This is a genomic window from Marinifilum flexuosum, assembly GCF_003610555.1.
In the GTDB taxonomy this organism is placed as follows: Bacteria; Bacteroidota; Bacteroidia; order Bacteroidales; family Marinifilaceae; genus Marinifilum; species Marinifilum flexuosum.
Window position 1 is genome coordinate 2,416,691 of the sequence record NZ_RAPQ01000008.1, and the last position, 15,929, is coordinate 2,432,619.

Consider the following 15,929-nt stretch of genomic DNA (forward strand, 5'->3'; position numbering starts at 1 on the left):
TTTTACATGGTATAATTAAGCTGCAAAAGTAATGCTAAACGGCTCTCGTTGTTCTCTGTTATTGATAAATTTTTGGATTCCTACTTATATTTTATTTAAGGACAAAATTGTCTGTAATTGTTTGATTATTAGGTAAAGGTTTTAGCCGTTTGATCTATTGTAAATTAGAGTGTAGAAAGGTGAATTCTTATAAATAAAAGCAAGTGTAAAATAAGATACCCAAATGAGATAGATAAATTGTATTTTTGTGCGATTTTAGGTTCCAATAGCAGTATAACTGTTTTTTAATTGTAAGAGAATAATGCATATACCTCAGAAATACAAATTCATTGTTCAGCTTGGAAAAGCGCTACATACTTATGGTGTTCCATCGTATAAATCCCAGGTATATTTAAACGAAATTGCCGAAAAGAAGGGGATCAAAGGCAGTTTTATGGATACGCCTACCTGGATCAACTACGTATTTTACGAGGAAGATGATCATACCTACAACTATGTGGAATGTGTGCCACCAGGCGAACTAAATTTGGGAGCATTATCCAAAATTGTGGAGATTACCAATAATGTATTGTCCAATAAAATTAGCTTCGCAGAAGCCAAACAGGCCATTGAGAATATAAAAACCGCTCCTCTGGGCTATGGCAAACTAACCGAACTGTTTGCTTTTATGACATCTGCTGGAGCTTTTAGTATTATTCTGGATACAAGTTGGGTTTCTTCTCTTCTTGCATTTTTACTTGGAGCAGTGGTATATGGAATTACATTATTAGCACAAAAATCAAGTTATGTGCGTAGTACATTGGAATCGCTTGTAGCATTTACTGTTACCATTATTACGGGTTTATTGGCCTTAAAATTCGAGCAGATTAATATCTCTATGACAATTTTGGCTTCAATTATTGTTTTTATCCCAGGATTATCCATCACCACTGCATTAGAGGAAATTACTTCCCGCAGTTTGGTTTCCGGAACGGCAAAACTGTTTGATGCATTGGTTTCCTTATTCAAGCAATTCTTTGGAGTTGTTCTTGGACTTGCAGTACTTTCCAGCTTTGTAGATCTGAAACCTAATGATGTTGTAAACGATGTGCCCAATTGGATAGATTATTTTGCGATAATCTTACTTGCCTTAAGTTTACTACCAGTATTTAAAGTACGTCCCAAAGACTTGTTGTTTTGTGTGATAGCAGGATTTGCAAGTTACTACACCACAACATTATTCGATTTTACAGGTATTCTGATTAGCATTTTTATTGGAACACTAGTAGCAGTAAGCTGTAGCAAACTATTTAGCAAGATTACAAAATCGCCAGAATTGGTTTATTTGGTTCCGGGAATAGTTATGCTGGTGCCAGGGAGTAAGGCATTTATAGGCTTGAGTAGTGTGTTTTTAAATGCAGGAAATACCTACAGCAATATGGGTGAACAAATCTTGTACATATTTATGGGAATTATTGGAGGTTTAATTTTCTCTGGTAGTTTTATTGATAGAAAAAACTCGCCAGTATCGAACATGAAATAAAAAAGGAGAAAGTTTACGCCTTTCTCCTTCTTTTAATCTTTATTTCTTCTCTGGAATCTTGTAGTAGATTTTATTTACCATTTTCCAGCCATTCGGAAACTTATACAATGAAATATAATCAACGTAAGTAAGTTTTGTGCCAACAAAAAACTGGATTTTAGCTATTGCGGCATTACCGGTAATGTCGATGTTCTCGAATTTGACACTTACCTTTTTGTCACCTGTTCGAGGAAACTTGCCATCAGCTTTTTTCTTTTTGGTTTTCTCTTTCCATTGATCGATAGGAAGGCTCCACATGCTATTTTCTTTACCAATTCCAATTAAACGGAAGTCAGGATGGATTCCTGAATCAATCTTCTCTAAATCACCTTCATTCTGAAGACCATCAACATAAGCGGTTTGAATTACATTTTTAATTGCTTCTTTTTCTTTTTTCAAATCTTTAGCAAAAACTCCTGAGCTTAGCACTACTGCTACTAACAAAAACAATACTTTTTTCATTTTTTTGACTTTTTAGGATGAGTAAAATAATTGGTGAAGTTTGAATGATGGTAAATAGCAGAATCATTTTGGATACCTAAATATATAACAATTCAAGATTTGTTACAAAGAATTTTTCTTAACTCTGAAATAAGTACAAGAATCAGCAAAAGGATTAATTAACGTGAGTTCGATGTAAATGTTTGCAGTTTGAATAATTAACGAATTAACAAGAGGAAACAAGAAATCAACGTAAGTAGGATATTGATGGTACGAAAACTCTTAATTGGAATGATCCCATTAAAATATTTGCCAACTATGGTTCCTGCTAACAAGATGGGAGAGAAGAGCAAAGATAATTTTAAGGCCTGAGGAGTAAGCCAGCCAACATGGTAGTAACCTGCAATTGCAATTACTGCTGTTACAACACTAAACCATGCAAATATCTCTCTAAATTGTTTGTTGTCAACATTTGCCCTGTTCAGAAAAAGGGCCAAAGGAGGTCCACTAATCGAGATAATTCCGGTTATTGTTCCAATAATAGCCCCAACAATTGGATACACATAAGCAGGCAAAACAGCATGTCTTTTATTGCCTTTGATAAAAGACAAGAAGGTGATCACCAAAAACACCACTCCCGAAAAGTGAACCAAACGATTGGCATTAACATGCTTTAAAACCAAAACTCCAATAAGCGTAAAAATTCCTCCTGATACGATTAAGGATATGGATGCCTTATCAATTAACGGTTGGTTTTTCTTCTGTAAGATGATAAATACTGAGGCAACAAGATTGCAAATCATGAGAACTGGGATAATTTCTTTGGGTGCGTACCATGTCAATAAAATCGGTAAAGAAATTAGTGCAAAACCAAAGCCGCTTACTCCCTTAATCAAACTCGAAATTATTACGGTAAGAAAGATATAGATATTTGGCATGACTTAATAAATTAAAAAGAACAATGAACCTACAGCTATCACACCCCAAAGAATAATGCCAAGCGCAAAACTTTTAACGCCCGATTTTCTAATTTCACCAACACTGATATTCGAACCGATTAGGAACAAAGCAATCAACATTCCACGTTTTCCCAACCAGCTAAAGTGTTCGTAGCTTGCCTGGTAAGTGGGAAATATATTGGCAAATACAATAGCAAGTACGAATAGCAGGATGAACCATGGAAAATGGATCGATTTCTTTTCCCCACTTCGATTCATAAATGCAACAATCAACGATAAAGGGATAATCCATAAAGCACGGATAAGTTTAACTGTGGTGGCAACTTGTAAGGCTTTTTCGCCGTAAATTGCACCTGCGCCAACTACCGAGCTGGTATCGTGAATGGCTATAGCAGCCCAATTGCCAAAAGTTTCCTGGCTTAAGCCCAACTGATGCCCAAGAAAAGGAAATAATAACAATGCGATTGCGTTTAACACAAAAACCACAATAAGCGCAAAAGAATTTTGGTAATTTTTACTATTAAGAATAGGGGCAACGGCCGCTATGGCACTACCTCCACAAATAGCGGTTCCACAAGCAATAAGCAGACTAATGTTTTTTTCAACCTTAAGCAGTTTTCCCAGAAAAATACCCAGTAGCATTACAACCGTTACCGAAATTGCTGTTTCGAGAAAACCATTTTTCGATGCTGAGATAACAGCAGTCAAGCTCATTCCAAAGCCCATTAAAACGATAGATGCCTGGAGTATTTTTGAGGTGTAGCAATGTATGCTTTCATGCTTAATTCCCAAAAATGAAAACATCAGGCCAACACATAGTGCTATAGCCGGAGACATAAAGGGCATAAAGCACAAACAAACAATAGTTAAATAAGGCCAATTGAAATACTTTGATTGATTTCCAAAGCCAATGCTACTTTTTACAGCTTTCAATACGATCATACGAATACTTTTTTGTTTACAAAAGTATCATCGAGCTATAACCAAAGCAAATACTAATTAGTTATCAGGTATAACTACAAATTATATCCCAGTAGGAAGTTTTCAAACAATTCAACTTGTCTGCTTTTGTGACCCATTTTATATGCAATTCGAAATTGACGAGGAATATGTACACCTGTAACCTTTATTTCTACGAGTGTTTTCAGATACAATTCTGTTTTAACTGCTTGTTCGGAAACAATTGCCAGTCCATCAAAATCAAGCAGGAAGTTCTTAATTGATTCGGTACTTCCTAAATGAATGGGCACATTAAGATCTTCAAAATCCAGGTTCTGTTTCAACAAAGCTTCTTTAATCACTTCAAGCGTACCCGATCCTTTTTCTCTCAGTACAATAGGAAACTGAAGCAAATCATTTTTGCTTATGGTTTTACGTTTTGAATAGATGCTATTGCCACCAGTTACCAAAATCAGTTCATCATCAAGAAAGCTTTTATATCGTATCCCTGACTGAGAGGAGTGATTTTCAACCAAGGCAATATCAACCTTATTGTTTAGTAAAAGCTGCTCCATGTCAAAAGAATTGCCATTTATAAGGTGAATATTCACTTTAGGATAGCGTTTGTGAAAGGAAGCAATGGTTTTGGGAATAAGATACTGCGATATGGTTGAACTGGCCCCAATGATAAAATCACCCGAGATATCATGGTTCAATTGACTGATTTCAAATTCAAGCTCCCGATATTGCTGTTCAATCTGTTTGTACGAATTGTATACAATCTTTCCTTTGCGGGTAAGGAAAATTTTATTCCCCTTACGCTCAAATAAATTCGTATTGAATTTGATCTCTAATTCCTTGATATGTTTGGTTACTGCAGGCTGACTAATGTTTAAATCATTGGCAGCCTTAGAAAAACTCAAGTTCTCAGCAACGGCAATAAATACAGTATCTCGATAATCCACTTGTGAATGCTTTAGCTTTTTTATTCTTCTTTAATTTCCATAAAACATCATATATTTTTCCATATTAGATTTAATGTACTCAACATTGTGATGTCCTTCGCAAATATGATTTTGAGATTCAACACCTCTTGATTTTAATATTTTATATAGAATAGAACAGCCCTTATAAAAATCTCCTTCATCCTGGCTTCCGGCATCAAGATAAACTTTAAAATCACAACATTTCATCTCTTCTGCAATTTTAATCGGGTCATATTTATCCCAATTCTCCTTTTTTTGAAAATATGCTTTATCTTCTTCCTCGAGTTGCAATTCTATGGCTGGCATATGTCCTCCAACTTTAGAAAATAAATGGGGATGACGAAAAGCGTTGTGAAGTGCAATGTACCCACCAACAGATGCTCCTCCAATATACCTTCCATTTCTATTTTTTATGGTTTTATATTTATTATCAATCTCTTTGATTACTTCATTTATAAAATAATCTTCATACATCCCATTATTTATTATTCTACCCAATGGGTCTTTCACTTCTTTGTATTCAAGTGATGAATTTAAACCTCTGGCATTGTCTAAATTCGGGCAGACAATAATCATTGAGTTTATCTTTTGTTTTGCAATTAATTTATCGGCAACTGTATTTAATTCAGCTTCTATTAAAATGTTCTCATTTCCATTTCTCCCATGATGAAAGTATAGTGTTGGAAAACTATCTTTCTCATTGTAATCACTTGGTAAGTAAACCGAAACATTCATTTTTTTCTTTAAATTCTTACTTCCGATTTTAATATTTTCAATGATAGATTTTGTCATATTCTAATTCAATTGGCAAGTCATTGGTCAGCTTGTTTTTGATGTCAAACAAAAATAAATTGTAATGGGTAGTGACCGATGATCTGCTGGTTTCTTCCAAAATGCTTGCGTTTATTACTTTTGTTGTAATAATTTTTAGTTATCTGATCCCGATTGGTTTTCGTTGTAGATGTTTCATTTTCTTTCCTGCCAATACTTTTCTTCCAACAAGTTTAAAGCCCAAATTTAAATATAGTTTTTCAGCTTTTGGGTTGTCTTCATCAACCAGTAAACCCAGTGTTTGTTGCTTGGAATCATACTTATGAATTACATGTTGTAATAATTTTGTTCCTATTCCTTTTCCTTGTTTATTTGCGCTTATCCCAAAAGAATCAATATAATATTCTCCTTGTTGAGTTTCATCATTAGGAGTAAATTCTGCATCGAAATGTTCTTTAATGTATTGCGCAACTGGATTTCTCAATTCATCCAGTTTGCCTCCATCGTAAATATTGATAGAGCCTTCAATTCCATCCGCGCTTTCTGCTACCAAACAATTCTGATAGGAGTACTGATTGCCTTCTCTCTCTACAAAGTAATGTAAAAATTCCTTTGCCACTTTAGCATCTTTTATCCCAATAAATTCATATAAAATATCTTCCATAGCAAGAAATAAGTGCTCTGAAATAATACTGGAATCTTCCTTTGTTGCTTTTCTAATTTTCATGATTATATAACGATCTTGCTAAATTTTGAGGGCTATTTACAACTACCGCCTTATCTACCGACCAACGGGAGATCACGATACGTAGTGAGTAACCCGCCACCGTTTAAAGTTTTGTTTTATTATCAACCCCGAAAGCTTTCGGGGGAGCGTCACGGCCTTTAAATTTTAACTTTTGTTAGCGTTTTGGCTTTTTATTTTGATTTGTCAGGAAGGCCTACTTCTGATACTGAATACTGTTAATTCTCCAGACCATATCTCCAATCTTCGTTTTTACGACAACTTCATCACCAATGCTCTTATTCATTAAAGACTTTGCCACAGGGGAATCCATTGAGATATAATCAGAATTGCCAATAAGTTCTTCATATCCAACAATTCGTAGCTTTTTCTTAATCCCTTTTTGCAGGTTTTCAATTTCTACCCATGCACCAAACATCACCTTTCCTTCCTGTGATGGATGATATTCTACTACTTTAAATTCATCTAAGCATACACGTAAGTATCGTATACGCCTATCAAGCTCCCTTAAGCGTTTCTTATTATAATGATAATCGGCATTCTCAGAACGGTCACCTAAACTTGCCGCCCATGATACTTTAGCTGTAACCTCTGGCCGTTCTACTTTCCATATATGATTCAACTCTTCCTTCAGTTTCTCGAAACCTTCAGGTGTAATCATTAGAGTGCGATTAGTCAACTTTATAGTTTCAGATTCTGGTATTTTACGGCGCATAATGAAATTTTATTTAAAAAAATTAATACTGAATTTGGGGTTTAGAGCATAATACTACGAACCCCTAATGCTAGTCAACAATTTCCCAAAGTAAGCAAAAATACCCTTTATACTCTTTCAAACATATAAAGTGTGTCAGATATTCTTTAATTAAATTCCTGATCTTCTAAATCTCTTAATTGCAGAGAATGTAAAGTCGATTTATTGTTATTAGAGCACAGCAAGGATAGCCCCCAATTGTAGAGTTAAAAGGGTACTTTTCGAACGTTTGCTAACGGATGGCGCTATGTAACGTAGGCGCCTTAGTTGATTTATGTTTTAAATTTCATAAAAAGGAAAGGTAGCTATTTTAGAATTATATTTAATTACAACTATTCTAAAATGACTACCTTGCCGTTGCTCTTTAAAAACACAAAACCTTTGAAAAACCGCTACTCGCCTATGTTATATGAGCGCATGTTATACGCTTTTATTTTAGTTGAACGAATCAACATTATCATTATTTAAACTGTGTTTATAATCGGATACAATGAGCATTTATTTTTGAATATCACTAATCATTGTTTTTATTTTAAACAGTATGAAATTCTGGTTATACCTTTTTTAGATTTAATTTTTCGAATGGTTATTTCTCCAATCTCCTTGGACGAATTAATATGAGTACCTCCACAGCCACAATATGGAAATCCAAAAAAGTTTACAATTCTAGCCGATTTACCTTCTGGGGCCCAAACTCCTTGCTGCTTGGCTTCCTCTGGTGATAACATTTGCTTTTCAATAGCTAGGTTTTTATCAACCAATTCATTCACTTTTTCTTCTAGTCCAGGTATCAAAGAGGCAGACTCATCAATTACACCATTATATTCTACATATGAGCCATTTGGGAAGTGATAACCTTTAGTCGGTTTGATGTTGGTTAACCCCATTTCGAGAACGGCACAATCTAATAAATGACCAGCTGAATGTAATCTTGTATTTAACAAGCGTTGTTTTGCATCTACTTTTAAAATAACATTCTCTTCTTGTTGAAACTCTCCTTGCTGAAATTCCCCAAAATGCCAAACTTGTCCATTTTCATCCATTCTGACACTTGTAACTAAGAATAGGTTATTTTCAAATGTTATACTACCAATATCAGTTGGTTGACCACCACCTTGAGGATAAAATATTGTTTGATCTAATATAACAGCCACACCTTTTTCATTAGTTATTATCTTTTGAACAGTAGCACTTGACTCTAACAAATATGAGTCGTCTAAATAATTTAATTTTGTCATACTTACTTTATATTATATGATTAATCTTGGTTTTAACTATACTATGTGACACTTGTACAATAAAAGTTATTAAGGAGTTCTTTTATAAAAGAAACAAAGCTCAATATATCTTCTTTGCGTGTGTCGAATGTACACATCCACCTTACTTCAGATTTATCTTCATTCCACAGGTAAAAAGAATATTGTTTTTGCAATTCAGCAATAATTTTTTTTGGCACAATGGCAAATACGCTGTTAGTTTCTACTTTCTGGGTTATTTTAATGGATGGGATTTCAGCTAACTCATTGGCCAAGAATGAAGCCATTTGATTTGAATGTTTAGCATTTTCTAACCACAAATCATTATTTAAGATGGCTTCAAATTGTGCTGAAATAAAGCGCATTTTAGAGTACAGTTGCATACCTTGCTTTCTAATGTATTGGAAGTTCTTTGATAATTCAGAGTTTCGAAACAAGATTGCTTCACCAAACATCAACCCATTTTTAGTACCTCCAAAGGAAAGAACATCTACTCCCAAATCAAAAGAAGCCTGTTTAAGAGATTGGTTTAAACTAGCCGCCGCATTTGAAAGACGTGCACCATCCATATGTAAATACATATTGTTATCATGCGCCAATTTAGCAAGTTCTTTAATTTCTTCTCCAGAATAAAGAACTCCTAATTCAGTCGGCTGTGTAATTGAAATCACTTTGGGTTGAGCATGGTGTTGATCACCTATGCCAACAATTTTTTGTTCTACTTGTCTCTTTGTAACTTTTCCATCTACAGTTTCAATAGGAAGTAATTTGCATCTGGTATAGTTTTCAGGAGCTCCACATTCATCAACATTAATATGTGATGAATTAGCACATATTATGGAGTTAAAAGAATTTGTAATAGCTTTTAAGGCTAAAACGTTAGCTGCGGTACCATTAAATACAAAATATGTGGCAATATTATTACCAAAATGCTCTTTTATCTTAATAATTGCCCTTTTTGTATATTCGTCATTACCATAAGCAATGGAATGATCATTATTTGTTTGTGCAATAGTTTTTAATATTTCAGAATGAATGCCTGAATAGTTGTCACTTGCAAAAGATCTTTTCATTTTTAAATACTTTATTAAATTCTTTTCAAAATTAGAATATAGTATAGAGTGCAAGAAATAGAATTAATGGATTTAATGTGTCCTTTTCGTGAAATTGTTTTTATTTTGCAATAAAATTCAAAAGATGTATGGTGGATCAAATAGATAAGGAAATAATTAAGATTTTGGAATTTAACTCCAGACTTTCTTTTGCTGAAATAGGTAGGAAAGTAAATTTATCAACTTCTACTGTTAGGGAACGAGTGATCAGGCTTGAAGAGACAGGAGTTATTGAAGCATATACAACTGTAATTAATTATAAAAAACTTGATAACGAAATTGAGGCTTTAATTTTATTTAAGGCACATAGAGGGAAACTTAAATCATTCACTAAGAATGTTGTTAATTATAAGGAGATTAAAGAGGTTCGAAGTGTTATGGGAGAATATAATCTATACATGAAGGCTTTTTTTAAGGACGTAGAACATATGCAATCCTTTTTATATTCATTATTGCCTTTTGGGGACACGGTAACCATGATCGCATCTAAAATCAACTTAAATCTTTTATAAGAAATAGGCGAGACGTTAGTCGAATTGCGTATAACGGTCTTGCTAAGTTTCGTGGGCGATTTAAAGAACCAACCTTTCAAACCGCACAAAAGCAAGCCGCTTAAATTTGTTTATATTTTTTAGCAAACCAATTTTGGTAGCTTGCTGGTGTTTCCTAAATGAGCTAACTCTCAAGCGACTCGCCACCGCCCATGAAATTTAGCTTTTGTGCCTGTTGCACAACTCTTGATAACTTGTTCATAAATCTAACAATAAAAACTTTACTTAGCAATAATAATGGCTTAACTTGAAAATAAAAATGCAAGGAAAGAAGCTTTATCAAGAGAAGTTGTTTTCCAGCTTTCAGCTCTCCAATCGAGTTCCGGAGAATAACTTCTATCGCCGATTAAAAGAGACTTTAAACTTATCCTTCCTTTACAAAAAAACACAATCTTACTATGGGAATTGCGGACAAAAAAGCATTGATCCTGTTGTTTTTTACAAATTGTGTTTGGTTGGTTACTTAGAAAATATCATTAGCGACAGAAAATTAATTGAGCATTGTTCCATGCGCTTGGATATTCTGTTTTTTCTGGGATTTGATATCGATGAGCAATTGCCTTGGCACAGTACATTAAGTCGTACCAGGCAATTGTTTCCTGAAAAGATATTTGAAGAGGTTTTTACGCATATTTTAAGCATGTGTGTAGACAAGGGAATGGTTGCCGGTCATACCCAGGCTATGGATTCTGCACCAATAAAAGCCAATGCCAGTATGGATAGCTTGGAACTGAAAGTTCCTGAAGAGCAACTGGAGGCCTATCTTCAAAAAGCTCGTTACCAGAGTAGGGAAGACAGGAAGCCTAAAAAGAATAAGGCTTCTTACGATCAGCAAATCATAACAGCCGATAAAAGAGAACTGCAAGAGATAAAATCTCGCAACCGAAACTGGCAAAGGAATCAGGATCAACGTCCGGGAGCTGCCAACAAAGGTGCCAAGTACACCAGTAACAAGACCCATTACAGTCCAACCGATCCCGATGCCAGAATCAGTGTAAAGCCTGGCAAAGCCAGAAAACTGAATTACCTAAACAATATCAGTGTTGATACAGCCAATCATGTAATAACAGATGTAAAAGCTTACCATGCCGATAAAAAAGACAATCAATACCTGCAGGATGCCACCAAGCGATTAAAACACAGACTGAAAAAACAAGGCCTTTTGTTTACCAACCTGTTAGCTGATGCTGGCTACAGCAGCGGAGAGAACTATGCTTTTCTGGAAAAGGAAAACATTATCAGCTACATTCCTCCACATGGGACATATAAGGGCGGTCCCGAAGGATTTACATTTTGCAAGGAAGAAAATTATTGGCTTTGTCCCAGGGGAAAGAAAGTTACTTTTCGAAAGCGGAAAATGGTAACCAACTCTTTGCAGGATCATTACTTAACCAAACGAAGCGATTGTAAAAATTGCCCTATCAAGAAAAAATGCCTGGGCAAAAGCCATGAAAAACGCATCGCAATAACCGTTTACGTTGAGCAGTATCAACGCAATAACAAAAGAGTGCGGAGCAAGTTCGGTAAATACATGAAAGGCAAACGGCAATCAACAGTCGAGCCTGTTTTCGGAACCTTAACCCAGTTTATGGGACTTCGCAAAATCAACACCATTGGAATTGCTCAGGCCAACAAGGTAATGCACATGTCTGCTACGGCCTACAATCTAAAAAAACTAATGAAATTCATGAGCAAAACAGCTGAAACAATGACCAGACAGGCCATTGTCTTATTTTCTTCTTTGAGAAGTTATCTTGACTCTCTTGAGCTTGTTTTAAGGTCTTGAAAATTTAAAACACAAACAAAACCAACTGTAAAAACAAAGCCTTAAAAGCTTGTGAACTCACATACTTTTAAGGCTTTTATCTTATTTTTTTGAAATATTACTTGGTTGTGCAACGGTTACTTTTGTTAGGTACTGGCTTTTTTACAGTTCCTTTTCTAATAAAATTTCATTACTACTATTAAGTAGCTTTGCCGTTTTTGTTTTTTCATCAAAAAATGCATGGAAAATGCTATCATCTTTCATAGTATAATAATTTTTTCTCTTTAAATATGGTACACATATTAAAGTACTTCCATAGTATTGGAGATTAGTTGTGTCATATTTATATGAAATAATCAGTTGTTCAAATAAATCACTCAGGTTTTTTGCTTTATAGGCCGTGTACGAAAATTGATATTTTTCTGATTTGATGTTGTCTCCTGAAATATCTACATCAAAATTTCTTATACAATTTATCCTTTTTCTAATATGTAAATTTTCACCTTTAATATTCTTCTCTTCAGTCGCTTCATTGTTTATAAAAACAATCATTTCATCTCCTTTACTTTTTGTGTATATATCTGTAGATGTAAAACTAAACTCTATTAAATCACTAGAAACAATCTTGCTTTTAGAATAAAGCTTGCTAAATAAGAATGACGAATATTCAAATGGTGGAATATGAGTATATTTTCTCTTAATATTTATCATTGTATTATGTCTAAGCTCTGAAATAGAATCCAATTTGTAGAGCTTCAATGTATACTCTGGGTACGTATAAGTTACTTGAAGAGATGAAACAGATTCATCACCATTGTTTATTATTGAAAAAGGAATAGCCCCCATGTATATTTGTTTTGAGTTATAAGGAAGTCCCACAACAATATTATTAATTGTGTCTGATTTAATTTTCCATAAACCAAGAGCTAAATCAATTTCTGCTTTCTTAAATACACCAGATTTCTCAGCAATATTATAAGATGTTTTTGATGCTTTATTGCCTATATGGTAACTAGCGAAAATCGTAAGAATTGCTATTATTAAAGTAAGAACAGAATATGTGGTCTTTTTAGATTGCATCTTTATTTATCTAAGAATTTTATTTTGTGATAAATTGTTCATATCAGGTTTCAAGCTTGTACCTAACGGATGGCTATATGAATAGTTTGGCATTTCATAGCTCTTTCGTATCAGTTTGCGACTAACTTACTTAAAAGCTAAAACCTTTGCAAACCACTGACCGCCAAATTATTTATTATAGCGTGTTGTGCCCTGTTATTACTAGTAAAGACTAATATTTGTTCTTGGTAAAGCAGGAGAGGCTGGAGTAAACCCCTTAGGAATTGTCCAATTAAAAGTTGAAAACCAATTATTAAAAGTATTTTTATCCTTTAGTTCTATTAATGATTTAGGTACACCTCCAGCTCCTAACTTGTTATTATCCCTTAAAAAATATGAATTAGTAATTGAAGTAGGAATAGGTGGAATTTGAGAATTAGTACACTTGTACTTCCATTTTTGATAATCTCCACCAATGTTGTATATAATATCATCATTCTTTACGCCAATTAGACCACCTAAATCTTTATCTCCAACCACATGACATAATGAATAGGAATTATCAACAGATGCATTGCTTATTTCACCAACTAATCCACCACCTGTATTTGAAGAATAAACCCTCCCCTCAGTGTAAGAATTTTTAATACTTGACATGCATTGTAATGATCCAACTAAACCTCCTGTTTTGAAATTACTTTTAATTTTCACAAAGGAATAAGCTTCATTTATTTCACAATCGCCAGAAAGCTCACCAGAAATACCTCCAGAGATATCTCCTATCAAATCTACACGCGTATGACAGCGTTTGATCTTAGCCCCTCTTGAACATTTACCAGATACACCTCCAACAAAACTATTTGCTAATAATTGTCCTTCATAGTAACCGTTATATACCCATCCTCCTTTTAGATCTCCTACCAAACCACCAACATTTCGATTACCTTTAACGACCCCTGTTACTTGTACATTATTAATTCCCCCCTCACATATAGCAGCAATTGAACCTACATTACCTTTTCCTTGAAGATAAACTCCTTCCATTTTTAAATTGATTACACGTCCCTGCTTACCAATATGTTTTATTAACCCAATTTCCTTTTCACTTTTCAATGAGAAGCCAAATATGGTATAGCCATCACCCCAAATTATGCCATTAAAAGGAATGTTTGAATTAAACCCAATCATATTAGTTTCTGAAGAAAGATTACCATGCCATACAAGATTTTTCACAAGTCTAAAATGTTTATTCATATCAACTTTTCTAATGTTTAATAGTTGCTCAATTGTACAAATTTCATAAGCAGTTTCATATGAATCTCCGTCTATGCCTTCATCTCCATAATTAGCATATGGATATCTATTACAACGAGGTTGACCTGAAACTAATTCATTACAAAAATCAGCTGTAACTTTTGGTTGATAAATCGCTCTATATATATTTAGTCTTCTACTTTGAGGAACTTTATTGTGTAGTGAACTTACAATATCAGCAGAGTTTAGTATTCTTAACCTTAATTCGTTTGGACTTTCATCCCAGTATATTCCTTTTAATAACGCAAAGGTTGCAGTCACTTGAGGGCAAGCCATGGAGGTGCCACTCATCAACTTAAAGCCACCTCCTGGGATAGTTGAGTATATATCAGTCCCAGGAGCAGCTATATCTATCACAGCATAATTCCAAGATGAATTATAACCTTGATAATTTGAAAAACTTGATAATTCGTCAAAACAATTAGTTGATGCAACAGTATTTACGAAAACAAAAGATGCTGGATAGTATGGTATTTCATATATATCTATTGCATCATTTCCTGCTGCAGCAACTAATACGATCTTATTTGTATAATAGGCAGATTTAACAGCATCATATAAAATATCAGATTTATCATATCCCCCAAATGACATGTTAATTATATCTACTTTTTTTTCTATACAATAATTAATTGCTTTAGTAATATTAAAAGTACTACCAATGCTACCATTTGTATACTTCGCAACAAGAAGCTTTGAGTTTGCTGAAATCCCAACAGGACAACCATGCCTATTCTCTTTAGAGCAAATTATTCCGGCTATATGAGTTCCATGTCCATTATAATCATAGACTGAATTATTATTTGATTGAAAATTCCAACCAAATACATCATCAACATACCCATTCCCATCATCATCAATGTTATTACCTTCAATTTCTTGCTTATTAATCCATATATTATCTTTTAGTGATGGGTGATTTATGTCAATACCACAATCAATTACAGCAACAATAACTTCTTTTAGTTTTTTTGGGTCACATCTAGACAAAACCTCTATACCATCAATATCTGCGTCAATTTTACTATTAAGAACGGTAGTGCCTGAATTATATAAATACCACTGCTTAGGTGAATAGTTTACTAAGTATTGATTGGTTTCTTGTGTTACTATATAATTTGGCTCAACAATATCAAATAAATTAAGGCTTTTCAATTCTTTAATTACCTCATGATGATTAACTACACGACTATTTGCTATTCTTAATCTGAATATTTTTGTTTTTGGTATGCTATCAATAATACTGATCTCATTGTTATAGAATTTTTTTTCATCTATAATATTTCTAAAATCAATTAATTTAAATTCACTTCTCAATTTCACAATCACTTCGTTGGCAATTTGTATTGATTTTCGGGGTATAATTTGGTTGTTTATTAAAGTGTCTTTGTTCTGTATTAATATTCTACTGGAATCTGAATTAAATTTAATAATCCAACTACTTTTCAATGATGAATCCATTTTGATCTCAGAAATATTATGACTAGGAAATTTGCTAGCTACAAACTTTCGCATATTAGTTTCATCATTTGACAAATTATTGCAGCCAATTAACAAAAAAATAAAGGCTATCATTATAAAATTTATCCATTTCATGTTCATATTTTTTATAATTGGGCACAACGTAAAAGTGTTTTATCCTTTCGTTTGATAAAATTAACAAAACATTATTAAGAGAGTTGAATTTTCTTCGCAGAATAATTCCAAATAAAGGAT

General features: G+C 33.7%; 14 protein-coding genes. 3 read left to right on the plus strand and 11 right to left on the minus strand.

What is annotated here, in order from left to right; translation table 11 throughout:
* Nucleotides 1-301 precede the first annotated feature (301 nt).
* Nucleotides 302-1,522 (plus strand): threonine/serine exporter family protein, encoded by a 1,221-nt coding sequence (locus tag BXY64_RS09820; RefSeq protein WP_120239696.1) that lies wholly within the window; start codon nt 302-304, stop codon nt 1,520-1,522.
* Nucleotides 1,523-1,561: 39 nt separating this feature from the next.
* On the opposite strand, the gene BXY64_RS09825 is transcribed toward BXY64_RS09820, so the two are convergent.
* The 9 genes from BXY64_RS09825 to BXY64_RS09865 all read right to left on the minus strand — a co-directional run bounded on the left by BXY64_RS09825 (nt 1,562) and on the right by BXY64_RS09865 (nt 9,485).
* Nucleotides 1,562-2,023, minus strand: a complete 462-nt coding sequence (locus BXY64_RS09825; RefSeq protein ID WP_120239697.1) for a nuclear transport factor 2 family protein — start codon at nt 2,021-2,023, stop codon at nt 1,562-1,564.
* Nucleotides 2,024-2,220: 197 nt separating this feature from the next.
* Complete coding sequence (locus BXY64_RS09830) at nt 2,221-2,940, minus strand: sulfite exporter TauE/SafE family protein (protein ID WP_120239698.1); 720 nt, start codon at nt 2,938-2,940, stop codon at nt 2,221-2,223.
* A 3-nt stretch (nt 2,941-2,943) separates the two neighbouring features.
* Nucleotides 2,944-3,903 carry a YeiH family protein gene (locus tag BXY64_RS09835; protein WP_120239699.1) on the minus strand — a complete coding sequence of 320 codons (960 nt, stop codon included), beginning with the start codon at nt 3,901-3,903 and terminating at the stop codon, nt 2,944-2,946.
* A 74-nt stretch (nt 3,904-3,977) separates the two neighbouring features.
* Nucleotides 3,978-4,865, minus strand: a complete 888-nt coding sequence (locus BXY64_RS09840) for a LysR substrate-binding domain-containing protein (protein ID WP_120239700.1) — start codon at nt 4,863-4,865, stop codon at nt 3,978-3,980.
* A 30-nt stretch (nt 4,866-4,895) separates the two neighbouring features.
* Nucleotides 4,896-5,678: an alpha/beta hydrolase gene (locus BXY64_RS09845; RefSeq protein ID WP_120239701.1), complete on the minus strand. Its 783-nt coding sequence runs from the start codon at nt 5,676-5,678 to the stop codon at nt 4,896-4,898.
* Between the two features lie 139 nt (nt 5,679-5,817).
* The gene (locus BXY64_RS09850; protein ID WP_120239702.1) at nt 5,818-6,384 is read right to left on the minus strand and encodes a GNAT family N-acetyltransferase; all 567 of its coding nucleotides are present in this window, start codon (nt 6,382-6,384) and stop codon (nt 5,818-5,820) included.
* A 214-nt stretch (nt 6,385-6,598) separates the two neighbouring features.
* Nucleotides 6,599-7,063, minus strand: a complete 465-nt coding sequence (greB, locus tag BXY64_RS09855; protein ID WP_245996631.1) for a transcription elongation factor GreB — start codon at nt 7,061-7,063, stop codon at nt 6,599-6,601.
* 620 nt (nt 7,064-7,683) lie between these two features.
* Complete coding sequence (locus BXY64_RS09860; protein WP_120239704.1) at nt 7,684-8,394, minus strand: alanine--tRNA ligase-related protein; 711 nt, start codon at nt 8,392-8,394, stop codon at nt 7,684-7,686.
* Nucleotides 8,395-8,435: 41 nt separating this feature from the next.
* A complete protein-coding gene (locus BXY64_RS09865; protein WP_120239705.1) occupies nt 8,436-9,485 on the minus strand; it encodes a threonine aldolase family protein in 1,050 nt (349 codons plus the stop codon).
* Between the two features lie 128 nt (nt 9,486-9,613).
* On the opposite strand from BXY64_RS09865, the gene BXY64_RS09870 reads away from it, so the two are divergent.
* Together BXY64_RS09870 and BXY64_RS09875 are read left to right on the plus strand one after the other, a co-directional pair.
* Complete coding sequence (locus tag BXY64_RS09870; protein ID WP_120239706.1) at nt 9,614-10,036, plus strand: Lrp/AsnC family transcriptional regulator; 423 nt, start codon at nt 9,614-9,616, stop codon at nt 10,034-10,036.
* Between the two features lie 298 nt (nt 10,037-10,334).
* Nucleotides 10,335-11,861, plus strand: a complete 1,527-nt coding sequence (locus tag BXY64_RS09875; RefSeq protein ID WP_211334447.1) for an IS1182 family transposase — start codon at nt 10,335-10,337, stop codon at nt 11,859-11,861.
* A gap of 141 nt (nt 11,862-12,002) precedes the next feature.
* Here BXY64_RS09875 and BXY64_RS09880 read toward each other — a convergent pair whose 3' ends face one another.
* A complete protein-coding gene (locus BXY64_RS09880; RefSeq protein WP_120239707.1) occupies nt 12,003-12,920 on the minus strand; it encodes a hypothetical protein in 918 nt (305 codons plus the stop codon).
* A 201-nt stretch (nt 12,921-13,121) separates the two neighbouring features.
* The gene (locus BXY64_RS09885) at nt 13,122-15,809 is read right to left on the minus strand and encodes a S8 family peptidase (RefSeq protein WP_170150625.1); all 2,688 of its coding nucleotides are present in this window, start codon (nt 15,807-15,809) and stop codon (nt 13,122-13,124) included.
* Between the last annotated feature and the right edge of the window lie 120 nt (nt 15,810-15,929).

Bases quoted from the DNA above. Each gene is read 5' to 3' on its own strand.
- BXY64_RS09820 (WP_120239696.1), top strand. From the start codon at position 302: ATGCATATACCTCAGAAATACAAATTCATTGTTCAGCTTGGAAAAGCG.
- greB (WP_245996631.1), bottom strand. From the start codon at position 7,063: ATGATTACACCTGAAGGTTTCGAGAAACTGAAGGAAGAGTTGAATCAT.
- BXY64_RS09845 (WP_120239701.1), bottom strand. From the start codon at position 5,678: ATGACAAAATCTATCATTGAAAATATTAAAATCGGAAGTAAGAATTTA.
- BXY64_RS09835 (WP_120239699.1), bottom strand. From the start codon at position 3,903: ATGATCGTATTGAAAGCTGTAAAAAGTAGCATTGGCTTTGGAAATCAA.
- BXY64_RS09850 (WP_120239702.1), bottom strand. From the start codon at position 6,384: ATGAAAATTAGAAAAGCAACAAAGGAAGATTCCAGTATTATTTCAGAG.
- BXY64_RS09865 (WP_120239705.1), bottom strand. From the start codon at position 9,485: ATGAAAAGATCTTTTGCAAGTGACAACTATTCAGGCATTCATTCTGAA.
- BXY64_RS09860 (WP_120239704.1), bottom strand. From the start codon at position 8,394: ATGACAAAATTAAATTATTTAGACGACTCATATTTGTTAGAGTCAAGT.
- BXY64_RS09880 (WP_120239707.1), bottom strand. From the start codon at position 12,920: ATGCAATCTAAAAAGACCACATATTCTGTTCTTACTTTAATAATAGCA.
- BXY64_RS09875 (WP_211334447.1), top strand. From the start codon at position 10,335: ATGCAAGGAAAGAAGCTTTATCAAGAGAAGTTGTTTTCCAGCTTTCAG.
- BXY64_RS09825 (WP_120239697.1), bottom strand. From the start codon at position 2,023: ATGAAAAAAGTATTGTTTTTGTTAGTAGCAGTAGTGCTAAGCTCAGGA.
- BXY64_RS09885 (WP_170150625.1), bottom strand. From the start codon at position 15,809: ATGAAATGGATAAATTTTATAATGATAGCCTTTATTTTTTTGTTAATT.
- BXY64_RS09830 (WP_120239698.1), bottom strand. From the start codon at position 2,940: ATGCCAAATATCTATATCTTTCTTACCGTAATAATTTCGAGTTTGATT.
- BXY64_RS09870 (WP_120239706.1), top strand. From the start codon at position 9,614: ATGGTGGATCAAATAGATAAGGAAATAATTAAGATTTTGGAATTTAAC.